Source organism: Pedobacter foliorum (assembly GCF_013266735.1).
GTDB classification, from domain to species: domain Bacteria; phylum Bacteroidota; class Bacteroidia; order Sphingobacteriales; family Sphingobacteriaceae; genus Pedobacter; species Pedobacter foliorum.
In genome coordinates this window covers 30,149-51,789 of record NZ_JABSNU010000010.1, presented here as the reverse complement: position 1 = coordinate 51,789, position 21,641 = coordinate 30,149, and the positions used below count along the sequence as shown (strand labels likewise).

At 36.1% G+C, this 21,641-nt stretch carries 22 protein-coding genes; 7 read left to right on the top strand and 15 right to left on the bottom strand.

Annotated elements, in window-relative coordinates; all coding sequences use genetic code 11:
- Positions 1-138: 138 nt before the first annotated feature.
- Positions 139-519: a hypothetical protein gene (locus tag HQN83_RS18305; RefSeq protein WP_173092061.1), complete on the bottom strand. Its 381-nt coding sequence runs from the start codon at positions 517-519 to the stop codon at positions 139-141.
- Positions 520-640: 121 nt separating this feature from the next.
- Here HQN83_RS18305 and HQN83_RS18300 point away from each other — a divergent pair, with 121 nt between their 5' ends.
- Positions 641-1,759 carry an AhpC/TSA family protein gene (locus tag HQN83_RS18300; protein ID WP_173092059.1) on the top strand — a complete coding sequence of 373 codons (1,119 nt, stop codon included), beginning with the start codon at positions 641-643 and terminating at the stop codon, positions 1,757-1,759.
- Between the two features lie 24 nt (positions 1,760-1,783).
- On the opposite strand, the gene HQN83_RS18295 is transcribed toward HQN83_RS18300, so the two are convergent.
- Positions 1,784-2,884, bottom strand: coding sequence for a lipoprotein N-acyltransferase Lnb domain-containing protein (locus HQN83_RS18295; RefSeq protein WP_173092057.1), 1,101 nt, complete (start codon positions 2,882-2,884; stop codon positions 1,784-1,786).
- 455 nt (positions 2,885-3,339) lie between these two features.
- On the opposite strand from HQN83_RS18295, the gene HQN83_RS18290 reads away from it, so the two are divergent.
- Positions 3,340-4,767, top strand: a complete 1,428-nt coding sequence (locus HQN83_RS18290; protein ID WP_173092055.1) for a serine hydrolase domain-containing protein — start codon at positions 3,340-3,342, stop codon at positions 4,765-4,767.
- A 6-nt stretch (positions 4,768-4,773) separates the two neighbouring features.
- On the opposite strand, the gene HQN83_RS18285 is transcribed toward HQN83_RS18290, so the two are convergent.
- Together HQN83_RS18285 and HQN83_RS18280 are read right to left on the bottom strand one after the other, a co-directional pair.
- Entirely contained in the window at positions 4,774-5,061 is a 288-nt protein-coding gene (locus HQN83_RS18285) for an antibiotic biosynthesis monooxygenase family protein (RefSeq protein WP_173092053.1), read from the bottom strand.
- A 79-nt stretch (positions 5,062-5,140) separates the two neighbouring features.
- Positions 5,141-6,061: an EamA family transporter gene (locus HQN83_RS18280; protein WP_173092051.1), complete on the bottom strand. Its 921-nt coding sequence runs from the start codon at positions 6,059-6,061 to the stop codon at positions 5,141-5,143.
- Between the two features lie 167 nt (positions 6,062-6,228).
- Here HQN83_RS18280 and HQN83_RS18275 point away from each other — a divergent pair, with 167 nt between their 5' ends.
- Entirely contained in the window at positions 6,229-7,113 is an 885-nt protein-coding gene (locus HQN83_RS18275; RefSeq protein ID WP_173092049.1) for a DMT family transporter, read from the top strand.
- A 17-nt stretch (positions 7,114-7,130) separates the two neighbouring features.
- Here HQN83_RS18275 and HQN83_RS18270 read toward each other — a convergent pair whose 3' ends face one another.
- The gene (locus tag HQN83_RS18270) at positions 7,131-8,174 is read right to left on the bottom strand and encodes a methyltransferase (protein WP_173092047.1); all 1,044 of its coding nucleotides are present in this window, start codon (positions 8,172-8,174) and stop codon (positions 7,131-7,133) included.
- Positions 8,175-8,209: 35 nt separating this feature from the next.
- Complete coding sequence (locus tag HQN83_RS18265; RefSeq protein ID WP_173092045.1) at positions 8,210-8,596, bottom strand: VOC family protein; 387 nt, start codon at positions 8,594-8,596, stop codon at positions 8,210-8,212.
- Positions 8,597-8,745: 149 nt separating this feature from the next.
- Here HQN83_RS18265 and HQN83_RS18260 point away from each other — a divergent pair, with 149 nt between their 5' ends.
- Positions 8,746-9,582 (top strand): DUF5694 domain-containing protein, encoded by an 837-nt coding sequence (locus HQN83_RS18260; protein WP_173092043.1) that lies wholly within the window; start codon positions 8,746-8,748, stop codon positions 9,580-9,582.
- Positions 9,583-9,641: 59 nt separating this feature from the next.
- On the opposite strand, the gene HQN83_RS18255 is transcribed toward HQN83_RS18260, so the two are convergent.
- The 4 genes from HQN83_RS18255 to HQN83_RS18240 form a co-directional block, all read right to left on the bottom strand.
- Positions 9,642-10,547 (bottom strand): pentapeptide repeat-containing protein, encoded by a 906-nt coding sequence (locus HQN83_RS18255; RefSeq protein WP_217277425.1) that lies wholly within the window; start codon positions 10,545-10,547, stop codon positions 9,642-9,644.
- A 187-nt stretch (positions 10,548-10,734) separates the two neighbouring features.
- A complete protein-coding gene (locus HQN83_RS18250; protein WP_173092041.1) occupies positions 10,735-11,994 on the bottom strand; it encodes a fibrobacter succinogenes major paralogous domain-containing protein in 1,260 nt (419 codons plus the stop codon).
- A 78-nt stretch (positions 11,995-12,072) separates the two neighbouring features.
- Positions 12,073-12,879, bottom strand: coding sequence for a class I SAM-dependent methyltransferase (locus tag HQN83_RS18245; protein WP_173092039.1), 807 nt, complete (start codon positions 12,877-12,879; stop codon positions 12,073-12,075).
- Positions 12,880-12,990: 111 nt separating this feature from the next.
- On the bottom strand, positions 12,991-13,170 hold the full coding sequence (locus HQN83_RS18240) for a hypothetical protein (RefSeq protein WP_173092037.1): 180 nt from the start codon (positions 13,168-13,170) through the stop codon (positions 12,991-12,993).
- Positions 13,171-13,277: 107 nt separating this feature from the next.
- On the opposite strand from HQN83_RS18240, the gene HQN83_RS18235 reads away from it, so the two are divergent.
- On the top strand, positions 13,278-15,080 hold the full coding sequence (locus HQN83_RS18235) for a serine hydrolase (protein ID WP_173092035.1): 1,803 nt from the start codon (positions 13,278-13,280) through the stop codon (positions 15,078-15,080).
- 373 nt (positions 15,081-15,453) lie between these two features.
- Here HQN83_RS18235 and HQN83_RS18230 read toward each other — a convergent pair whose 3' ends face one another.
- Positions 15,454-15,900, bottom strand: coding sequence for an SRPBCC family protein (locus tag HQN83_RS18230; RefSeq protein WP_173092032.1), 447 nt, complete (start codon positions 15,898-15,900; stop codon positions 15,454-15,456).
- Positions 15,901-16,079: 179 nt separating this feature from the next.
- On the opposite strand from HQN83_RS18230, the gene HQN83_RS18225 reads away from it, so the two are divergent.
- Positions 16,080-16,430, top strand: a complete 351-nt coding sequence (locus HQN83_RS18225) for a DUF2200 domain-containing protein (protein WP_173092030.1) — start codon at positions 16,080-16,082, stop codon at positions 16,428-16,430.
- 11 nt (positions 16,431-16,441) lie between these two features.
- Here the strand turns inward: HQN83_RS18225 and HQN83_RS18220 are convergent, their stop codons facing one another.
- From HQN83_RS18220 to HQN83_RS18205, 4 genes are all read right to left on the bottom strand, one after another.
- Complete coding sequence (locus HQN83_RS18220; RefSeq protein ID WP_173092028.1) at positions 16,442-17,338, bottom strand: helix-turn-helix domain-containing protein; 897 nt, start codon at positions 17,336-17,338, stop codon at positions 16,442-16,444.
- Between the two features lie 150 nt (positions 17,339-17,488).
- Positions 17,489-18,304, bottom strand: coding sequence for a metallophosphoesterase (locus HQN83_RS18215; RefSeq protein WP_173092026.1), 816 nt, complete (start codon positions 18,302-18,304; stop codon positions 17,489-17,491).
- A 48-nt stretch (positions 18,305-18,352) separates the two neighbouring features.
- Entirely contained in the window at positions 18,353-19,183 is an 831-nt protein-coding gene (locus tag HQN83_RS18210; protein WP_173092024.1) for a sulfurtransferase, read from the bottom strand.
- Positions 19,184-19,289: 106 nt separating this feature from the next.
- Complete coding sequence (locus tag HQN83_RS18205) at positions 19,290-19,907, bottom strand: outer membrane beta-barrel protein (protein WP_173092022.1); 618 nt, start codon at positions 19,905-19,907, stop codon at positions 19,290-19,292.
- Between the two features lie 136 nt (positions 19,908-20,043).
- Between HQN83_RS18205 and HQN83_RS18200 the strand changes: the two genes are divergently transcribed.
- A complete protein-coding gene (locus HQN83_RS18200) occupies positions 20,044-21,636 on the top strand; it encodes a TlpA family protein disulfide reductase (RefSeq protein ID WP_173092020.1) in 1,593 nt (530 codons plus the stop codon).
- Positions 21,637-21,641: the final 5 nt, after the last annotated feature.

Here is a 21,641-nt window from a genome sequence, read left to right as displayed (position 1 = left end):
TAAATTTGCAGTGCCCGCCATTTGCAAAACGTCCTGTCCGTAAGGAGTTTGAATAACCTGCACACCTTTACCGTTCATTGTCCAACCAAACAAACTTTGAAGCTCATTCTTACCCTGTCGTTTTAAAATGACTTATCACTATTTCCAATCCTTCCAAATATTTGTACCGTACAAAACGCCAATTAACTTACGCTCTTTTTTAAATTCATTAAAAGCCGATGGCTCATCTAAATTGAGTTTAGTTCCATCGCAATAATACTGGTGCTGGTTTGTAGAGCTAAATACTGAACCTTGTATTTCAATAACTTCACTACCATTGAGTCGATACAGTACAATACCATTCATATTAGCCCCCCCTGCTAATGATTTGAATTTAGCATTTAGCCAGGAAAGGTTTTGAATAGGGTTTTTAACCCCACATACAGTCAAATCTTTATTTTCATCAACTGCTGCCTTTTTCTTACAGGAAACGGCACTAACTATTAATAGTAAGCAAATTAATCTAGTAAATTTTCTCATACCTCATTTATTGTTTGAAAGACAAAAATAATTGATAATACCTACAAATATTTCATCAACTAATTTTAAGTAAGTTAACAAGTTAGCAGGAATTCTCTAAAGAAATAAATAAATTTAGAAAATGAGAACCACGCTCCTATTCGCTTTCCTACTTGCTGCCTTATCAGGCTTTGCACAGGATAATTTTACTATAACAGGCGATGGCGATGGCTTTCAGGAAGGTGATAAGATCTTCCTTTCCTATCGCTCAGTCAAGGGTTTTATCGAGGATTCAGTAACTGTACACAATAAGTCGTTCCGATTTTCGGGATCTGTTTCAGGGCCTGTAAGGGCAAGCCTTTACCGCAACCAGAATCCCAAATATGCAAACGTAATATTCGATGCAGCAACAGTATATCTGGAAAAAGGCAATATTACACTTCACTCATCAGATACCCTTCGCCATTCCGCAAATGCCGGTACACCTCTAAATACCGATTATGACGAATTAAGGGCAGCTCTTAGACCTTACTTTGATAAATTGACAACCTTGCGCGATCCTTATGAATTAAGTGACCAGGAACAAAAGGATAAGGCCTTAGTTGCCCGTCTGAAAAGCATATATCATAATCAAGTTGACCTGATGGTGCCTGTCCAGTTTTCATTTGTAGATAAACATCCATCGTCCTATGTTAGCTTAGTTACATTAAGTGAGCTGATTCGCGACAGCCGTTGGATTGATAAAGTTGAGGGGAGTTTTAGCAAGCTTTCTCCGGAGCTGAAGTCTTCTGTTTTGGGTGAAAGCATTAAGCAAAAAATCCAACTCGGGAAAAGGATAAGTGTTGGCACGCTGGCAAAAGACTTTGCCCAACCTGATGTTAACGGAAAAACCATACGCCTCTCTGATTACCGCGGCAAATATGTTTTGCTGGATTTTTGGGCCTCATGGTGCGGACCATGCCGTGCAGAAAATCCGAATGTACTTTCGGCCTATAACAAGTACAAAAGCAAAGGCTTTACAGTACTGAGCGTTTCTATTGATGAGAAAAAAGATAAGGAAAAATGGTTAAAGGCCATTAAAGAAGACGGTATGATTTGGACACAACTTTCTGACCTTAAAGGAAATGACAACCTGCCTTATAAGATTTACGGTATCACCACTATTCCGGCTAACCTACTGATTTCACCCGATGGTGTTGTGATTGCAAAGGATTTGAAAAGAGAGGCCTTACACTCAACCCTGGCCAACATTTTTAAGTAGGTAAGAAGCCCGCTAAGGAGTTCTTTACTGTTTTATGTATTGGCTTCCATAGTTTACGTTCACCAACATTCTTGATTTTAGATATATTATCCCTAAATTAATAATCATTAAAGGGAGATAGTTAATGCCAATAAAACAAAATACAATAACGTACAGGACATTGAAGAACAGAGAAAATATTAAAATCTGCTTTCTGTACTTTTCAGGTGAAAAGACAACTAAAAAATCAATTGGATTGAATAAAAAAACATTGTAATTGGAGGCAAACTCCTGCCTTAGCGAAAATACCATAAGGAAGATAATTACCATTCCCAAAGAAGCTGTAAAAAGCAGTATATATTTGCTTCTGAAAACAATAATAACCAGTAAAAAAAGTGCGGTAATTATAAAATCAGTATATGTCACTTTTAAATTATTGGTTGATTGAAACTTTACTTCCTTAGAAATTACAAGTGCTGTGTTTTGTGAACTTTCACTCAAAACTCTTGAAGATTCCAATTCGCTAATTAACGAATCGGGTAAGTAAACTTTACTTACTGAGTTAAGGTGGTTTTCGCCCATCCTACCCAACAAACAGTTTACAGGAAGTCTGAGGAAGGAATTATATTTCAATATCTCATTTAGTGACTGTCTGTAAGTGGACTTTAAATTGACTTTATGCTGTATCAACCTTTTGCTTAAAGTTTGCTGTATTACTTCGAATATCTTTGTAGAACAGTTATTTTTTAAAAACTGATAACGGTAATATTTTGATTTCGAATTATAGATAGTAGCGAGTTCTGCTTCAATATTTATAATTTCCTGGTTAGTTAAAGACAATTGATGTTCAGTAATTTCTCTACCTTCTTCAATATAGGAGCTTATAAATTGATTGTAATCTTGTACGGACAGTGAATAGTCTAAATTTCCTTTGATGTATTTAGAAATAAAATGTGGTGTGGATGGATCAAAGGTTCCAAAATTATAAACTACATCGCTTGTTCCATTTGAAATTCTAATACCTGTATGTCCAAAAACAGTATAAATATCACTACCAATACCGCAGTAAATAACACTAACCTTGCGTTGAGCATGTAAGGCAAATGCACTGATTAAGAAAAGTGTTGTAAAAACTATAATCCGCATAGGTTTACTTATAGCTTCGATTTGTGGAACTTATGAAATAATATCTCCATACTTGTCCAACCTTGTTTGACATTTGGGACAAGTGGTTCCCCCATATAGCCCTTCTTCTAAACTTCTAGGCATTCTGATTATAGGCTGCTTAGTTTTGCAAACCGGGCAGTATACCCTTTTTAAATTTATCCCAAATTTTGATTTATTCTTACTAGCTCTAAAAAGCCAAATGATAAATCCAACAATAAATATAGCGTATAAAATGTATTGTATTGTGAGTTGCGTCATGTTTAAACTGGTTTGAAACTAGCTAAAGGTAGTAATTTATCATTTGGTTTGTCTTGTCCTATACCCCAATAATTGAGGCAAATTGATTATTCAATCTATTTCTTATCTTTAATTATCTCAGCTTTTTGACACAGTTATAGGCTGACAAAATATTAACGCCTTAACATGATCATCAAATGCCTACTATAAATCGTGTCTATCTCATTATTAAAACCGCTTTTGTTTTACTATTTGGTTTGGCTGGCTGTAAGCAGACAGGTTCGGAACAAAAAATAGATGCTATTGCTAAATTGACTATTCGTTATATGAATGATAATAAACCCGACAGCGTTTATTTTCTGCTTGGTGAAACTTTTAGGAAACAACTTACAGCAACCAAATGGACTAGTATTTACAATGAGCAGCTCTCTTATTTGTTACCCCTAAAAAATCTAACCTTAATAAGCAGGAACGATTCGGTCAGTATATACAAAGTAGATGGAAAACAACCCTTGCAGATTATGTTTGGGAACTTAGATAAACACGGCAAATTGAATATCTTTTTCCCATTGCCATTTACAGAAACTGAAAAGAAAACCTTCAAAGTATCCACCGACAATAAACTAATTAATCATCTGGATAGCACTGTTGATCAGGTGCTGTCTGCCTATATCCAAACCAAAGGAAATGTAGGGATCAGTGCAGCTGTTGTTTACAAAGGGAATAGCTACTTTTATAACTATGGGGAGCGTAAAGTCGGCACGAAAAGTCTGCCCGATAATCATACATTGTACGACATCGGCTCAATAACAAAGACTTTTACCTCTACACTGCTTGCAATAGCTATTAATCAGCAAAAACTAACTCTGGAAACACCAATTATCAAGTTTCTTCCAGATTCTGTAGCTAAAAATCCCGCGTTGCAAAAGATAATATTTAAAGAACTTGCCAATCACACTTCTGGTTTACCCCGAAATCCTGACAATCTGCAAGCTACAGTCATTGATGACAATCAGCGCTATGAGAACTACGGTATTAAAGAGATGTTTTCGTTTTTAAAGCGTTATAAACAAACAACGGAGCCAGGCACAAAATATAATTACAGCAATTTAGCCGTAGGGTTGATGGGCTTATTGCTAGAAAGAGTTTATCACAAACCCTACAAAGAGCTTCTACGACAGTATATTACCCTGCCATTGAATATGGATGAAACCATATGCGCCATAGACACTACCAAATTCAGCAACCTTGCTCAGGGATATAATGGATTCTATAAACCAGCTTCTTTTTATCGCTTGCAGGCATTTGAGGCTGCAGGTGCCATTAAAAGTTCAACATTTGACCTTATAAGTTATGCGAAAGCTCAAATATCACCTCCCACTCCTACACTTGATAAAGCGATAAAACTAACGCATCAGATCACCTTTAACAAAGAAGCTGATATATTTGGATTAGGCTGGCAGTACTTACCGGAAAATAAAAATGTTATAACCCACGCTGGTGGAACAGCTGGCTATTACAGCAGTGTTTGTATAGATTTGAGTAAGCAAATAGCAGTAGTTGTGCTAACGAACAATACAAGTACTGGCTATACCGTGGCTAAAGATTTAATAAAGATTCTCTGAACTATTTTAAACAATATTGTAATGTTCTACAACCGGAAATGGATCATAAAAATGATGTAGCAGTGCTCTCCACTCCTGGTATTCGGAAGAACCTCTAAAACCAACCGTATGGGCTTCCAGCGTTTCCCACTTTACCAGTAAAATGTATTGCTGGTCATTCTCAATGCACTTCTGCAATTCATGACTGATGTACCCCTGCATACTAGAGATAATAACTTGCGCTTGCTTGAAAGCGTTTTCGAAATCTAATTGTCTTCCCTCTATAATATTTAATATTGCTACTTCTAAAATCATGTGATGAAAGTAATGAATAAATCAGCAATGTTTATCAAATTGATTTATTCACAACAATTATTGGGTTTTATTAATGGTATCAACGAAAATCATCAGGCTTTTCAATTTTAATGATTTTTAATAGCTTCAGAACCTGTTTCTCGAGCAAATTGAAGATGAGTCCACCCATTATAAAAAGAGAAGCCCAGAGTTTCCATAAGGGCAAATCTTCTCCTAAAAATAATGCCGACCCAATAAAACCTACCACAGGAATTAGTAATGTAAATGGAACAATTACTGATGTTGGATATGAGTTAACAAGAAATCCCCAGGCGCCGTAGCCAACGTGAGTAGAGATATAAACGGTGTAAATAATTGCCACAATGGTTATCCAAGATACATTTTGCAATGAACTCATAATCAAAACAGGCCCCTCGACCAGTAGTGAAACTGCAACCATAAAAGGAAAGGCAATTAGATTACCCCAAACTACAAGAGACAGTGGCGAATTGGCATCGACTTTTTTTGTAAACATATTCCCCGTTGCCCATGAAAAAGCAGCAAGTAAGGTTAATATGAGCCCTATAAATGTTGTCCCCCCGCTAACGTGAGCAGCAACAATTCCAATTCCAACAAAAGAAATTAAGGAGCCAAAAATTTTCAATAGGCTTGGGCGATCTTGAAAGAATAAAAATGCAAGACCAATGGAAAAGAAGACCTGAACCTGTAGTACAAGTGAAGCTAAACCCGGAGATAAACCAAAATGAATAGCGCTAAACAAAAAGCCAAACTGCATAGCAAATGTAAACAGACCATAACCAATAATATACTTTAGTGGAGCTTTAGGTTTTGGTAGAATGAAAATCCAAGGAATTGCTGAGAGTCCAAACCGGACAGCACATAGTAAAAAGGGCGGAAATTCTTTTAGCCCAACGTATATTGCAATAAAGTTAAGACCCCATACAAGAACAACGAGTAGTGCTAAAAGCAAGTGCTTTGGAGTTAAATTGACAGTGGTCATTTTCTATTTTGGTTTCAGTTGAACCGCAAAGCTCTGAACTAAATTTCGATAAAAACCAACATAGTTTTTGATTTTTCAATGGGTACAGATTTATAGTTTATGGCATATTTTGGCATTGAAATGAAATGTAACTTTGTAGCGAAACTAAAAGAGTTAATCGATGGAACATGAGTAAAAATAACATATTGATTTTGCTGTTGATTTTGGGCACTGCCTTTTGGGGTGTATCATTTCCTGTAACCAAGATGGCCATTGGCTATAGTTCGCCTTTTATCTTCTTATTTTATAGGTTTTTGGCTGCCACATTTTTTCTGTCGCTTGTATTTTCAAAAAAACTCAAACAGATCAACTGGGCTACGGCCAGAATAGGTGGAGAACTGGCCATTCCGCTGATGCTTGGGATTTACCTGCAAACAATGGGAATAAAATACACTTCTGCTTCTCAAACTGCTTTTCTTGCAGGTATGAGCGTAATTCTCATTCCCCTACTCAAAATAGCCATGTATAGGCACCTAGCTCCGGCCAAGATTTGGGTGGCCTGTTTTTTTGCTCTTACGGGGTTAGCCATCATATCAATCAAAAATGATTTTTCAGTAAATGCCGGGGATTTGTATACAGTAGCCGGAGCTTTTGCATTTGCCTATTACCTAATCCGAGTTGAAAAGTACTCGCGCAACGTTGATATTGTGACCACTATAGTGCCTATGTTTGGGACTTGTACCTTGCTGACCTTTATCATGGCGCTGATGGGTAGCAGCAATGCGTGGTTACCCGACAATAATTCGTTTTGGATAGCGGTTGGTTTCTGCGCCCTGTTCTCCACTGCTTACATGTATAGTGTTTCGAATATCGCTCAACGATACCTCTCTGCCGAACGTGTATCTATTATCTATCTCTTCGAGCCAGTATTTGGAGCCATTGCCGCAGCCTATTTATTAAATGAAGAGCTTTCCTGGCGTTTATTACTGGGAGGTTGCTTGATATTTATTGGAATGTTGGTGTCTGAATTGAACTTTAAAAAGGTTGGAGTTCTGAGTAAATTATATCAATGAGATACTGTTATGGGTTTTTAGGTTTTGTAGGCAATTGCTGCGCTTGATGGTCCTGCTAAGGGAAGCAACGCAGTTGATTTAAAGCCGACAATATTTGCCCATCTGTTAAAATCGGCAAAGGTGTAATCAAAGCCTGTTCCTGTTTCTATAAGCATATTTAAACTCATCATCATCCCAAAAACGTTTTGCTTTCTTTCGTCATCTATTATGCCCTCAATTGCTACAAATGCCCCATTGGCAGGGAGTGCATCATAGGCTTTTCTCATTAAGGATATTTTATTCTCTTCGTCCCAATCGTGCAGAATATTACCCATTACAACAATATCTGCATTGGGTACTGGCATTGTAAAGAAGTCGCCACTTGCGGTTGTTACACGCTCTGATAGCCCGTATTGCTGTATGGTAGCATTCGCAATGGGTTGAACCGGAGGCAAGTCGAAACTTGTACAGCGCAGATGAGGATTATGTTTTGCAACCATAAGTGAAAGCAGACCTGCTGAACCGCCTACATCTATTAGGGTTTTGTATTTAGTGAAATCGAACTTTTGAGCGAAGGCTATAAAATTACCCATTTGGATACCGCTCATTGCACTGGTAAATTCTTTTAATTTTTCAGGGTCTTGATATAGCAAACCGAAAAAATCCTCACTCTTTTTTGCTTCGTTTTGTGGAAGTCCGGTAAGTAACCCCTCGCCCAAGTTACCCCAAAATGTATATAAGCGATTATTCATCATTTCGAGGATCCCTCCAATATATGATGGCTTCTTTTTATCTAAAAATATTTCTGTATCTAATGTGTTCGAATAAGTAGCGGTATCCAAGATACCTTCGCGATTTAAGAAACCGAATACAGTTAGGGCATCTAAAAAATCATACACATTTCTATCTGTGCATTTGAGGTTTAAAGCATCTTTAACGTCTTTTGCTTTCATGGTTTTCTTTTCAGCAAGCGCAGTGAATAATTCGAAACTCACTGCCGTTAAAAGAATTTTTGAAGCCCAAAAGCCCGTGCCAATTTTCATGATATTTTCTGGCGATGGCTGGTTAGTTTGCTGTTCCATTTTTTTATTAATTATGAGTGTAATAAATTGGTAGTTTACATATAAAACACGTTAAACTTATGCCCATCTGGGTCAGCAAATACAAAACCATAATACCCCTCGCCAAACTCCTTAGGCTTTGAAACGATTTTTCCGCCAGCGCTTTGCACTTCATTCGCCCATTTATCTACCTCATCTTTGGTTTCGGCAGAAAGGGTAAACATGACTTCGTTAGCAATGTGAGCATCGGAAATTTCAATCTCCACATTTGCTTTCATGCTATCTGCTAAAAAGAAATGCATTACAAAGTTTTTCTCACCTACAAAAAAGCTTGTGAGGTCATTTGACCTACCATTGGATTTAAATCCAAGTTCTGTATAAAATTTCGTTGTTCGGTCTAAATCACTTACTGTTAAATTTGACCAGATCATTTTTGGATTCATATCTATATCCTTTGTTATAAACTCTTTACTAAAGTTACCGATAAATGGCGAAACACTTGGGGTGTAGAAACGACATTTAAACAGGTAGTGCGCGACATATTTTTTGAGAAGATATTACTAAATTTGCACCCCTAAAAAAAACACAAAGTATGTTTCAAAAATTATTCACTTCATCAATTCTTCTACTATTCTTTCTAAATTCCTTTTCTCAGGATAAAATAAATGTCATCCTGATTGGTACATTTCACTTTAATAATCCTGGAAACGATGCAGCAAAAACAAATAACAGAGATATGTTATCGAAAGAAAACCAGCTTGGTTTAGAACAAATAACAGACTTAATAGTAAAAAAATATAAGCCTGACCAGATTTTTGTAGAGAGTAATTACAATAAAAAGAGAGAGCTCAATGACAATTACCAACTATATCTTAAAGATAAGTTTTCTGCATTTACAGACACGATAAAAAATGCTCGTATGAGAAAACTTTATACCGAAGGAGAGACTTTTCAACTCGCTTTCCGTTTAGCTAAAAAAGCAAAAAATGAAGTAATCTATCCTATTGATACTTTAATTGAGTTGCGATTTGACTTACTGCAAAAATTAATAAAATCAGATGCAAAACTTAGCCAAATCTTTAAAGATAAAGTAGCTAACTTAAGCAAAAAAGCTAATTATACTTTGGCAAAAAAAGACTTAAAGGAGGTTTTTAAAGATCTAAATACCGACAAAGATTTAAATGAGAATAAAGGTTTTTATATTTCCTTTGCTAATAGTTTAGGTATAAATGAAAACTATTTTGGGGCAAATTTAGTTTCGGATTGGTACAAAAGAAATTTAATAATGTATTCGAACGTTCAAAATCAGTTAATTTCAAATACTAAAAACATTGTTATTTTAGTTGGTACCGGGCACGCTGCAATGTTTAAAGATTTTATAAAAAATGATGAAAAGTTCAATTTAATTGAATTAAAAACTGTTTTATAAATCGATTTTAATTCAATTAAATTGGCATTATATAAGGGGGTAAAAATATCATTACCTCCTTAAATAACTATAACCTTCGACAAATCGACAACCCATAGACCTTTAAGTCCGGCATAGGTTAGCTTATCCATTATAGCGCCATCAAAACAGACCGTTTTAAAGGCACGGTGAGATCTGTTTGTCACGGAAAAAGACAAGCGGAATGACACGTTTTTAAGCGTTGCCCCTGTAAATGAAACATCGTTAAGTGCAGATTTATCAAATTGAACTCCTATGAAGCTTTGCCCATTAAAATGCATTCCCCGCAGGTCGGAATATTTGAAATCTACACCATTAAAAACACAGTTCTCAAAGATTGTTTTTCTAAGGTCGACCATGGTAAGTTTCACGTCGGTTAATTTTACATCTGTAAATTTTGTTCCGACTAGTGTGGATTTGTTAAAGTCGGTTCGTTCAAGGATGGATTTATGGAAGCTCGCATCTGCAAGGTCGGTGATGGAAAAGGTACAGTCTGTGAGATTTGCACCATCAAAATTGGCTTGATGTGCATCACTAACCTCAAACAAACTACCAGTTAAATCTGCATTAGAAAAGTCGGCTCCGCTTAACGGGCTCGCTTTGAATTTTCCTTTGTGCAAAGTAACTCCTGCAAAGTCGCTTTCTTCCAGATTGACTGCAGTGAGGTTTATCTGTACCTGGCGTTCGGTGGTGGTGGATTGCTTGGCAGCCTCCTGTTCGATTCCATCGTTGGTGGATTGATAGTTCTCTGAAAAATAGTTTAGGTCGACCCCAAGAATTTCAGAGAGGCGGTTAAAGGTAACGATATCAGGGCTTGATTCTCCCCGCTCCCATTTCCCTACTGCTTGCGGACTGATAAATAGAAATTGAGCAAGCTGGGCTTGCGAAATGTTTGCTTTCTTTCGTGCTTGGGCAATCTTATTGCCGATCATTTTAGTATTTAGCATAGATACATTATTTATTTTTTTGATACGACAAAGGTATCTGGGCCCATTTCCAGAATCAAAAAAATACAAACACTTGTAGTTGTATTTACACTACTTATAGTTGTTATTAACAAATATAAGTAGTGTATGCAACAGTTAGTCCAATAATGATAGTCCTTAAAAAGCTATACAAAGAAACTTAAGTTGCCTAATCTTTTACACAGCGAACTGAAATAGCTGCATCACTAGTGCTATGTCTTGCTATAAAATCTGAAAAAAATCTGCGAATAATTAGATAATTGTCTGCGGCTGTACTGGAAGACCAGTAGAATCCATAGTAATCTGAGATAGAAATATCGTTCGGTGTATCATGAATCAATGCGCCACATAACTGAATATTAAGTCCTGAAGAGCCCCCTACCAACAATTTCTTCCCAATCGTTCCTCTTTCTATTTTTTTATCGGCATCATCTGCCTCCAGTTTGGACATTCCTTGATTTATTTCAAGCTCCTTCCACTCTTCGTCTGTCGGAATATGCCATCCAACAGGCGCGATATTGCGAGAATCTGTGATGATTTTTTGCGTATACATTAAACCCATTTCTTTTGTGCGAAACCCTGAATATGCGTATAACGAGTAAAACCCTTTGTCCCAACTAGATCTGTCTGAGTATTTTTTAATCGGATCACCATTTCTAAAGTGAGTAACCCTCAAATTGGAAGTCATCCATTTTTGTTTTCCAATTGTAATGTAGGCATATACATTTCCATCCACATCGGTTACACTATCAAAAGGCAAAGAGGTAAAACTAACTTCATTCCCATAAGCTACGCCATAATAGTTAATAGCATAAGCTCTTAAATAATACTTGGTATTTGATGCAAGTCCGAATAAGGTAGTTTCGTAAACACCTCCCGACTGCGATTCAGAATCCACTTTTTGATCCTCGATTGTCGGGTTTGGTGATGTGCTATAAACAATACCCTTTTCAAATATTCCTGCTCCACCATCATTGATTACATTTCCACCACCAACTGCACTTTGACTGATCGTATTATTAAAAGCTGAGGTCGTCACTTTTGCCATTTCACCTTTGCCTGTTGTAAAGCTGATTTCATTGCCATAGCCTGTGCCCTCACTATTTTTAGCAAAAGCTCTCGCATAATATTTGGTATTGGGCTCTAAGTCACGCAAATGCTGTACAAACTTCCGTTCAGGAGATAATGATCTAGCAACTAGATCTTCTGCTTTTGGATTGGGATGAGTAGCATAATAAACACCCCCTTCGGTGACTTCTAAATTCCCGTCAGTTGTAACTTCGACTTCAACATCTGCTGTATAGAGTTCAACTTTAGTTGCGGTGGCAGTTTTTACACTAGGAATAGTTATAATTTCAACTTGCTTTTCTTTTTTACAGCACAAGAATGTAATTGAAATGGCAATAAATAGAGAGAGATAATTTTTCATTGTGAGCGATTTTAAGTGGCAATATAACATTTTTTTTTTAAAGAGTGATACCAATTGGAATTCAGAAAGGCCTTATAATTAGTGGCTTTTCTTTTTTGCAACTATGGAATAAACCATTGGGATTTTGTTTTCCAAATGCTCTATTCTGTACTTTTTCGGTTCAAATTCGATTGTTCTGCTGAAACAGTTATAAGGTGAATAGTCGAACTCGTTAAAGGATGCGATTTCTAGTTTGTTGTTTATCAAACTGGTTATTACTTCACTTAAATCATGATTCCACATCACATAATCTTGTGATATATCTGCAGTTTTATCTGCATATGTTCCGGTTTCGGATTCCACAATTGCACCTGAATTAAAATAGTTATATCCGATTTTTTCGAAATTATCATCAAACATCCAAACTACGGGATGAAACTCTACAAACACAAATTGGCCATTTGGCTTTAGGTATTTAGAAACTATACTGGCCCATTTATCTAAGTCGGGCAACCAGCCAATTGTTCCATAGCTGGTAAAAACGAGATCAAATTGTTCGTCTAAATGATCTGGTAAATCGTAAATATTACAGCAAATAAATTTTGTGTCTGAATTTATTTCTTTTGCAATTTGTTTGGCCCTCTCAATTGCCTTATCTGATAAATCTACACCTGTAACTTCAGCTCCAAGTCTGCTCAGGGAAATGGTATCTTGTCCGAAATGGCATTGTAAATGTAAAATTGATTTTCCTTTTACATCGCCAAGTAAGTTTAACTCAATGCTATTTAAGGAAGTTTTACCCTTCATAAAACCATCTAAATCGTAAAACTCCGATTTCAAATGCGTATCGGTTCTATTGTTCCAGGACTGTCTGTTTATTTCTAAATAATTTAATTCTGCACTCATTTTCTCAGGTTCTTTGAGGTGTTTTAGAATAACCTCTAAAATAAGATAACTAATATGCAGTTTTTGTAATTAATTAAGAAGGGTTATCCATGGGAAGGAATTTATAATTAATCAAGGAGCTTTTTTCTGATTAGCTGCTTTTCCAAGTTCATCCGCTTCCCTTTCCAATTCATCATTGGCTTTTACGCCAATATTCTTCGATTTCGTGGTAGGTTTAATGCGTCCTTTTTTCTGATTTATCACCTTCCAATCTTTATCCGCCGGGTGGTTTTCATTTGGTTTATCTTCCATGTTTTATACTCCGCTAAATCCCGAAGATAACTCAAAATTAGTCTGCATCATTTATGGTCATGAAAATAAATTATCCTATCTTACTCTGACCTTTTTAATGTCTAATTATGAAATATCTCTTCGTCCTACTCCTACTATCAAGTATTAATTTTTCAGCTATTTCTCAGGAAAACAATAAACCGACAGACGCTCGTTTGGAGGGAATTGATAGCTTATTAAATAGAGTTTTAAAAGATCAACACATTGCAGGTTTTTCTGTAGCAGTAGTTGAGGGCGATAAAGTTATTTACAGTAAAGGTTTTGGATATCGAGATGTGGAAAATAAGAAACCGGTGACACCTAATACATTATTTGCAATTGGCTCGAGCACCAAAGCATTTACATCTGCCTTATTGGGGATATTGCAAAAGGAAGGAAAGCTTTCCCTTGATGGTAACGCGGTATCTTATCTGCCGCAATTGCGATTTTTTAATGATAATATGAATAACCAGATTATAGTACGTGATATGATGACTCATCGAACAGGTTTATCTCGTTACGATTTATCATGGTATGTATTTAACACAAGTAATCGCGATAGCATTATTAGCAGAGTAAGGTATATGGAGCCAAATGCAGGGCTCCGCGAAAAGTGGCAATACAACAATTACATGTTTTTGGCGCAGGGTATGATTGCAGAAAAGTTAACAGGCAAAACCTGGGAACAAAATATAAAAGAGCGGTTCTTTTTACCATTAGAAATGAAACGTTCTAATACTTCGATGGCTGAATTTAAAAAGGATGCCGATGCTTCATTACCCTATGAACTGGATGGCGATGTAATTAAAAAAACGGACTATTATGATATTGATGGCATGGGGCCGGCAGGGAGTATAAACAGTAGTGTGAATGATATGGCCAATTGGATAAAAACATGGATATCAGGCGGATACTACAATGGAAAAGAAATTTTATCGTCTGACTATATTGCTGAAGCTGCAAGTCCTCAGATGGTTATGGGTGGTGGATTGCCTGGAGCAGAACCGGATGTTTACATGTCTAGCTATGGTTTAGGCTGGATGATTAACTCTTACCGAGGTCATTATAAGGTAGAACATGGAGGAAATATAGATGGTTTTAGTGCCAGTGTTTCCTTTTTCCCGACAGATAAGCTTGGCGTTGTTGTATTAACAAATCAGAATGTTTCTTCGGTTCCATCAATCGTTTTGAATAGCATTACTGATAGGTTGTTTAAATTAAAACCTATTGACTGGAACAGTAAATCAGTTGAAGCGAATAGGATAGCCAAAGAAAAAAAGGCTAATCTTAAAAAAGAGGCTGATTTAAAGCATATTCTAAATACGAAACCATCTCATCCGTTAAAAGAATACACAGGGGTGTTTGAAAATCCTGCATATGGACTAATGGATATTTCTGTTAAAAATGATTCTCTTTTTGTAAAGGTAGGGAAGTATCGCGTTTGGCTTAAGCATTATCATTATGATGTGTTTGAGTGGAGAGAGATTAATAAAGATGGTAAACCGGATACTTCTGAAAGTAATCTTAAGTTTAATTTCCTTACTAATAATGATGGTAAAATAGAAAGCTTATCTGCCTCTTTTGAGCTAAAATCACCGATTTTCACATTAAAACCTAAAATTGTTAATCTGGATCTAAAAACACTTGAACAGTATGAAGGGGTCTATATGCTCGGAACTATGGAGGTTAAGGTATCTGTTAGAAATAAGGTTCTATATGTATTCGTACCAGGTCAGCAAGATTACGAAACAATTGCCTTAGGTGATCACAACTTTAAGTTAAAGGCATTAGAAGGTTATAATCTGAGATTTGAAGTGAAAGGCAATGGAAAGGCCGAAAGCGTTTTGTTTATTCAGCCGAATGGGACTTTTAAGGCAGTAAGGAAGAGTTAAAAAGACGATCCTGGGAATAGAAAAAATACAAAAAGTGGTAATACTAAGATTTTTTTTGGCTTCTAAAACTACCTCGGATCTTGATCGGGTATTGTTCGCCCTTTGTTCGATACCCGTCGAACAAGGGCCGAACGAGGTGCGTTTAAAGGTGGTGTTAAAGACGACTATATTATTGGACGAAATTTGCGCCCCATTTCGGCTTAATACTATAGCAATAAAATTTTAAGTGGATAACAGTTCCAATTTAATTAAATACTCCATTCGCGGACCTTATTGCTACGAAAACTTAAAAATAAGAATAAATAAATACAAAGGCGCAATGGCTTGTTAAAAAACAAAAAACCAGCACTTTAACAAGCCATTACATTAAAACTTAATCTCTTATTTCTGGCTCTACAAGTTTAATCAACTTATCAAGCGATTCCTGCCAACCTAGGTAACACATTTCTACAGGTATAACCTCAGGTATCCCCTCTTGTAATACTTTTAGTTCTGTACCCACTAATGTTTTTTGCAACCAAACAGATGTGGTCATTACACCAGGGAGGTTTGGATCGTCAAATTTATCGGTATACTTTAAAAACTCACCAGGTTTTACCTCTAGATATTCACCACCAAATGAATGACCATTTCCTGTAGTAAAATTGTGAAACGACATTTTAAATGTACCTCCTACCTTTACATCCATATTGTGTACGGTACAAAGAAAACCATAAGGCGGCAACCATGAAGCAATTGCTGTAGCTTCGGTAAAGGCACGAAATATCTTTTCTGGTGATGCCTTAACAACTCTGTGCAATGAAACTTTATTTTCTGACATAACAATAATTTTTAAGATAGTTTAATATTAATTTGCTTTATCAAATATGCAAGTAAAAGCTGCTATATAACAGGGGCATATACGACAATTTTGCTGCCAATTTGCGACAGGTTATTCAAAACATGCCGTTTTTATATCTCGTTCAAAACAATTAGCTTTAAAAATTAGTAAATAGCAATATGAATAACACTAGAGTATATAAGATGTCTTTTGCAGGTGTTTATCCGCATTACATTTTAAAAGCGGAGAAAAAGGGACGGACAAAAGATGAGTTAGATGAAATCATATTTTGGCTTACAGGATATGATAAACAATCATTACAAAAGATCATTGACAACAAGACTGATTTTGAAACCTTTTTTGCTCAAGCGCCCCAAATAAATCCAAATGCTTCAAAAATTACTGGTGTAATCTGTGGTTACCGTATTGAAGAAATTGAAGACCCTCTAATGCAAAAGATACGATATCTGGATAAACTAGTTGATGAATTAGCAAAAGGAAAAACTATGGATAAGATTTTAAGAAAGTAATTGACACATTGTCAATTCAGATTTCGATATTCATTTGGTGAATGCCCCACCTGTTGCTTAAATGCACGACTAAAATGCTGAGGATACTTGAAGCCCAACTCATAAGCAATTTGGCTTACAGACTTAGTTACATCAAAAATCTTTTCCTTTGCAAGATCCATTGTTTTTAATTGGATATACTCCTGTGCAGATTTGCCGGTTTCCTTTTTGATTAGATCACCGAAATAATTTGCTGATAAATTTAGTCTGTCAGCACAATAGCTAACAGTTGGTAATCCAATCTCTTTAGGTTTATCTGAACTGAAATATTCATTCAGCAATTCCTCAAATTTCTGCAGTATGCCTTTGTTTACATTCTCTCGGGTAATGAACTGGCGGTCGTAAAAACGTACGCAATAATTAAGCAACAATTCAATATTACTAACGATCAAAGTTTTACTGTGTTTATCGATACCGCGTTCCAGTTCATACTGGATCTTCGCATAACTGTCGTAAATGAGCTTCCGCTCGCTTTCGGATAAGTGAAGTGCTTCATGTACCTCATAAGAAAAGAAATTATATTCAGCTATTTGTCTACCAAGTGAAGTACCTCTAAGCAGATCCGGATGAAAAACTAAAGCCTGTCCTTTTGGTTGGTATAATTCACCATTGTTTTCTATGCCCATCACCTGTCCAGGCCCAACAAATACCAAAGTACCTTCTTCGTAATCATAGTAGTTGCAACCGTAATGTAAATCGCCACATTTAATTTCTTTCAAAAACACAGCATAAAAACCATAATTGGCCTTTCCATTAAATCTTGCCTCAGCCTTCGAAAGGTCTACAATATTTACCAATGGATGCAAGGTATCATTATTATTTAAAGTACTGTATTGCCCTACTGAATCAATCATTAGTACATTTTCCATCTCATTTGCCTTTATCTACATCAAAGATAGTACATCCGTAATTGTTTATACAGTATGCGTACCCTAATCAGTAATAATGGTATGTAATCCAGTAATTGAGTTAAATACCTCCTTCTTGTTCCTAACAACATAGAAAGTATTTAATCATTTTCATGATAAGTTAAATATTGCTATTTCTGCTCTTGCTCCAAATCGTGCGGGTAGCATGCTTGTTCCGATACCTTTAGAAACATAAAATTTGGAGTTGTTTTGGGTATACCAACCTTTAACATATTTACCACTTCCTGGTGGAAGAAATGGAGCAAAACCAAGTAAATTTATCTGTCCACCGTGTGTATGTCCGGAAAGGATAAAATCAACATGTGTATCAATTTGCGTTGAAATATAGTCATTGTATTGAGGACAATGATTCAGAACTATATGGTAGTCGCTTTTTTTATAGTCCTTTATTGCAGCATTATAATTAGCATTTCCCCCCACAAAATCATCCACGCCGGTTATCGATATAGATGTGTCGCCAAACAAATACTGTGTAGTTTGGTTAACTAGTAAAGTGCAATTATTCTCTAAATAAACCTTATTCAATTCGTTTAAATCAATATTCCCCCAGTATTCCCAATTCCCTAAAATGGCTACCTTTTTTATTTGTTTGTCTATTAGTTTTAAAAAGTCATTGAGTAGCGAAACATTTTGCGCCTTATCGATGGCGTCACCGGTAATTAAAATCAGTTCAGGTTTTAATTTATTAAGCTTACTTGCGAGCCGCGATAATTGACTATTTATAGACTGAAGGTGTAAATCAGAGATTTGAACAACTTTGATATTCGTTGTTTCTTTGGTTGCTTTACCAATGTAAAACTCATTAGTTTCAATAAAGAATTTCTCAAACCAAAACATGTCTACCAAAACAGCACCTAAAGTAACAAGCAACCCTGTTCTTATGAATTTCCTTCGTGTTACTTTCATGTGCTACTTCAGCTTTATTTTTCTTATAAAAGACTAGTAATAGCAATTTTAAGCCAAAATCATTTTCTTGTTATTCCTACTCCACTCGCTCCAGCTGCCCACGTACAATTTGGGAATATCTAAACCTGCATAATCAAGAGCCAACAACGTATGACAAGCAGTTACACCAGAGCCACAATGTACAATCACATTTTCTGTTTTATAATCTGCCAACGCTTTAGAATATTTCTCCTTTAGTACTTCAGGAGCTAAGAAAGCGCCATTACTATCAAGATTTTCTGTAAAAGGGATATTTATAGCGCCTGGGATATGCCCTGCAATTAAATCGATAGGTTCGGTTAATCCTGCATAGCGATTGGCATCACGAACATCAATAACGGCATGATCATCACTGTTACCAGCAATCTCTACTTCATCCATTTCTGCAAGCGGCAACTGCCATTCAGTGATTTGATATGGAGTTGTTGCTTCAACAACGGGAACCTCAGAATTTACAGCAAAACCCGCATTAATTGCAGCAGTATAACCGCCATTTAAAACCTGAACCTTATCGTGTCCTATTGATTTTAACATCCACCATAATCTTGCTGCAGCATTAGACCCATTTTTATCGTCGTAAACAATTACATGAGTATCTTTAGTAATTCCGTATCTACCTAAAAGCTGTGCAAAATGTTCAAAAGTTGGTAAAGGATGTCTCCCACCAACAGCGAAATCTTTAATATCGGCCAGATCAGTATTTAAATCAAGATAAAAGGCTCCATCTAAATGTTGCTCATCATACCTGGGTTTAGATCCGGCACTTACATCAAATAAGATGAAATCGTTTTTATTGAGTAATAACAGTGCCTCAGGCTGTATAATGGATGATAGTTTCATAATTTTTTAAAATTGTGAATATATAAAAATCTATAACGCTTTTATCCGTTTGGTAATTGTTATGAAACTTCTGGAGAGATTATTTCCTCAATGGATCGTACAACTCTTAATTAAGAGTTGCACTAAACATAATACCAAAGCGATTACTGTTTAATTTTTCTCGCAGATCAGGACTGGGTTGACTATCAACACTAGTTTTTCCATAAGTAGCAGCAACCCCTAAGCCCCACTTCTTAGATACCCACCACTCTTTCCCCACCTTGATTTGGAAACCAAATCCGTTTTCGGTAGAAGCTGTGTAATCCATGTCGCGGTTATCAATAGAAAACTTACCCAATCCTGCCGATCCGGAAACAAAAACGTTAACTGGCATAAAATAATAGGTTACCCCACCACCAAGCAAAAACTCACTAACATTTACTTTATCGGAAGCTTTAGCACTTTCTCCCGTAATCCCAGTAATTTTAGGGCCGTTTAATCCGCTAGTCAGTAAAGTAGCATGAAGAATCAGATTCTCTTGAATAGCACCACCTATTTTCAGATCAAATAAAGCGCCGGTACCACTCATGTCGTATTTGGCTACTGTAGTGTTTACGTTAATTGGGCCAAATACGGGACCAAGCCCCATCGAAAGATAGAAGCCTTTGTGTTCTCTAGGACCTTTTTGTGCATGCGCAACTGTACCTAGGACAATACCAAGGCATAACAAGATAATTTTTTTCATTTGAGAGTAATTTGAAGATAAGCGTTTTAATTACGACGAATATATATAGTTTATTACAATTAAAGAAATTACAGACTCCCCCTATGTAAAATAAAAATTAGTAATTTAACAATCCATTACTTAACATTTCCTGATAATGAAACGTCTCTCATTTTTTATAGGTTTGCTTTTACTGGCCCTTAATACCATAGCTATTCCTAAAACCAGCACCTATTCCGGCACTATAAAAGGATTTAAAACATCATGGGGCTTTAAAACAGGAACTTTAATTGTTTTGAATGCGGTAACAGGTATCGACGAAAGTCATTTGATTAATATTGATTCTGCCGGGACTTTTTCCGTAAGCTTCCCATTAAATTACGATAAACAATGCTGGATCAGCTTCCCATTTTTCCACCAAAATGTATATTTCAAACATGGTGGAAAGGTAATTCAAAACATCGATTTAACGGATGTATCAAAAGTTATTTCGGTGTATAAAGGTGATGGAGCACTAATTAATACTGATTTACAAAGGGTAACCCCGATTTTAGTGGGTCACAAATGGGAAAAGATTCAAAGCGACATTTATCAAATGGAACCCAAAGCCTATAAAGCTTATTTCCTGGCCATGCAGACAGGGAAAATAAAAGCGATAGATAGTGTAAATAAAATCAATCCCCTTAGTAAAAAAGCTTATTCTCTCGCAATAAACGACATTAAAAACTCCATAGCTGTCGACTTAATAAACTACAACTACAATATAGAATCGGCATACAGATACAACAGCAAGGCTTCATTTGCAGATAGAACACCTATATTAAAAACAGTAGCTCTCAAAGAAGACTATTATGATTTCTTGCGGAATATGAAATACAATGACCGTTTAAATTTGGCATCCGGAAACTATAAAATCTTCCTAAGCGGTCTGCTATCATTGGAACTAATTTATGATAAAACGGGAAGATATGATTTTACTGCTCAAATTAACGTTTTGGAACAGCGAGATACGCCAACTAAAGAGGAGAAAGCATGGTTGGCATCTATGAAAGCGGGAAATGGACGCTCTGTACCTACTGAAGTATTTAATAAAGTGCGACCGCAGGTTCTAAAAGAGATAACCAATTCAGATATATCTTTAGAGCTCGATCTTATCCAAATCCAAGAGGTATGCCAGAAAATTCAGGATCTACAAACACCATTACCTGACTCTACCCTTACAAGGATAAAAAAAGAACTTAAAAATCCTTCATTATTCTCTGAGGTACTGGATCTAAACAATAAGGTTAAACAAACTATAATCAATAATAAAACTCAAACTGGCTATGTTAAAAATGAGACGCCTAAAGTAGCAGAGGATAGTGTTTTTGAAAACATCCTTAAGAAATACAAAGGCAAAACTATATTTATTGATTTTTGGGCTACATGGTGCGGTCCATGCCTGGAAGGAATAAAACTGATGGCTCCACTAAAAGAAGAGCTTAAGAATGAGGATATAGTTTTCTTGTACATAACTAACAATACCTCACCCATTAGTACTTACAACACCATGGCACCTGGAATAAAAGGAGAGCATTACAGGATTACTGCTGATGAATACAGTGTAATATCAACCAAATTTGGCATCCAAGGAATTCCACATTATATGATTGCAGATAAGTCCGGGAAAATTGTAAATGAAAAGTTTAACTGGAACAGCAACACTGAACTGGTAAAAACAAAATTACTATCGTTAAGCAAAAACAATTAAGGAGT

Coding starts and splice junctions, on each gene's coding strand:
- HQN83_RS18305 (WP_173092061.1), bottom strand. CDS start 519: ATGAGAAAATTTACTAGATTAATTTGCTTACTATTAATAGTTAGTGCC.
- HQN83_RS18300 (WP_173092059.1), top strand. CDS start 641: ATGAGAACCACGCTCCTATTCGCTTTCCTACTTGCTGCCTTATCAGGC.
- HQN83_RS18295 (WP_173092057.1), bottom strand. CDS start 2,884: ATGCGGATTATAGTTTTTACAACACTTTTCTTAATCAGTGCATTTGCC.
- HQN83_RS18290 (WP_173092055.1), top strand. CDS start 3,340: ATGCCTACTATAAATCGTGTCTATCTCATTATTAAAACCGCTTTTGTT.
- HQN83_RS18285 (WP_173092053.1), bottom strand. CDS start 5,061: ATGATTTTAGAAGTAGCAATATTAAATATTATAGAGGGAAGACAATTA.
- HQN83_RS18280 (WP_173092051.1), bottom strand. CDS start 6,061: ATGACCACTGTCAATTTAACTCCAAAGCACTTGCTTTTAGCACTACTC.
- HQN83_RS18275 (WP_173092049.1), top strand. CDS start 6,229: ATGAGTAAAAATAACATATTGATTTTGCTGTTGATTTTGGGCACTGCC.
- HQN83_RS18270 (WP_173092047.1), bottom strand. CDS start 8,174: ATGGAACAGCAAACTAACCAGCCATCGCCAGAAAATATCATGAAAATT.
- HQN83_RS18265 (WP_173092045.1), bottom strand. CDS start 8,596: ATGAATCCAAAAATGATCTGGTCAAATTTAACAGTAAGTGATTTAGAC.
- HQN83_RS18260 (WP_173092043.1), top strand. CDS start 8,746: ATGTTTCAAAAATTATTCACTTCATCAATTCTTCTACTATTCTTTCTA.
- HQN83_RS18255 (WP_217277425.1), bottom strand. CDS start 10,547: ATGCTAAATACTAAAATGATCGGCAATAAGATTGCCCAAGCACGAAAG.
- HQN83_RS18250 (WP_173092041.1), bottom strand. CDS start 11,994: ATGAAAAATTATCTCTCTCTATTTATTGCCATTTCAATTACATTCTTG.
- HQN83_RS18245 (WP_173092039.1), bottom strand. CDS start 12,879: ATGAGTGCAGAATTAAATTATTTAGAAATAAACAGACAGTCCTGGAAC.
- HQN83_RS18240 (WP_173092037.1), bottom strand. CDS start 13,170: ATGGAAGATAAACCAAATGAAAACCACCCGGCGGATAAAGATTGGAAG.
- HQN83_RS18235 (WP_173092035.1), top strand. CDS start 13,278: ATGAAATATCTCTTCGTCCTACTCCTACTATCAAGTATTAATTTTTCA.
- HQN83_RS18230 (WP_173092032.1), bottom strand. CDS start 15,900: ATGTCAGAAAATAAAGTTTCATTGCACAGAGTTGTTAAGGCATCACCA.
- HQN83_RS18225 (WP_173092030.1), top strand. CDS start 16,080: ATGAATAACACTAGAGTATATAAGATGTCTTTTGCAGGTGTTTATCCG.
- HQN83_RS18220 (WP_173092028.1), bottom strand. CDS start 17,338: ATGGAAAATGTACTAATGATTGATTCAGTAGGGCAATACAGTACTTTA.
- HQN83_RS18215 (WP_173092026.1), bottom strand. CDS start 18,304: ATGAAAGTAACACGAAGGAAATTCATAAGAACAGGGTTGCTTGTTACT.
- HQN83_RS18210 (WP_173092024.1), bottom strand. CDS start 19,183: ATGAAACTATCATCCATTATACAGCCTGAGGCACTGTTATTACTCAAT.
- HQN83_RS18205 (WP_173092022.1), bottom strand. CDS start 19,907: ATGAAAAAAATTATCTTGTTATGCCTTGGTATTGTCCTAGGTACAGTT.
- HQN83_RS18200 (WP_173092020.1), top strand. CDS start 20,044: ATGAAACGTCTCTCATTTTTTATAGGTTTGCTTTTACTGGCCCTTAAT.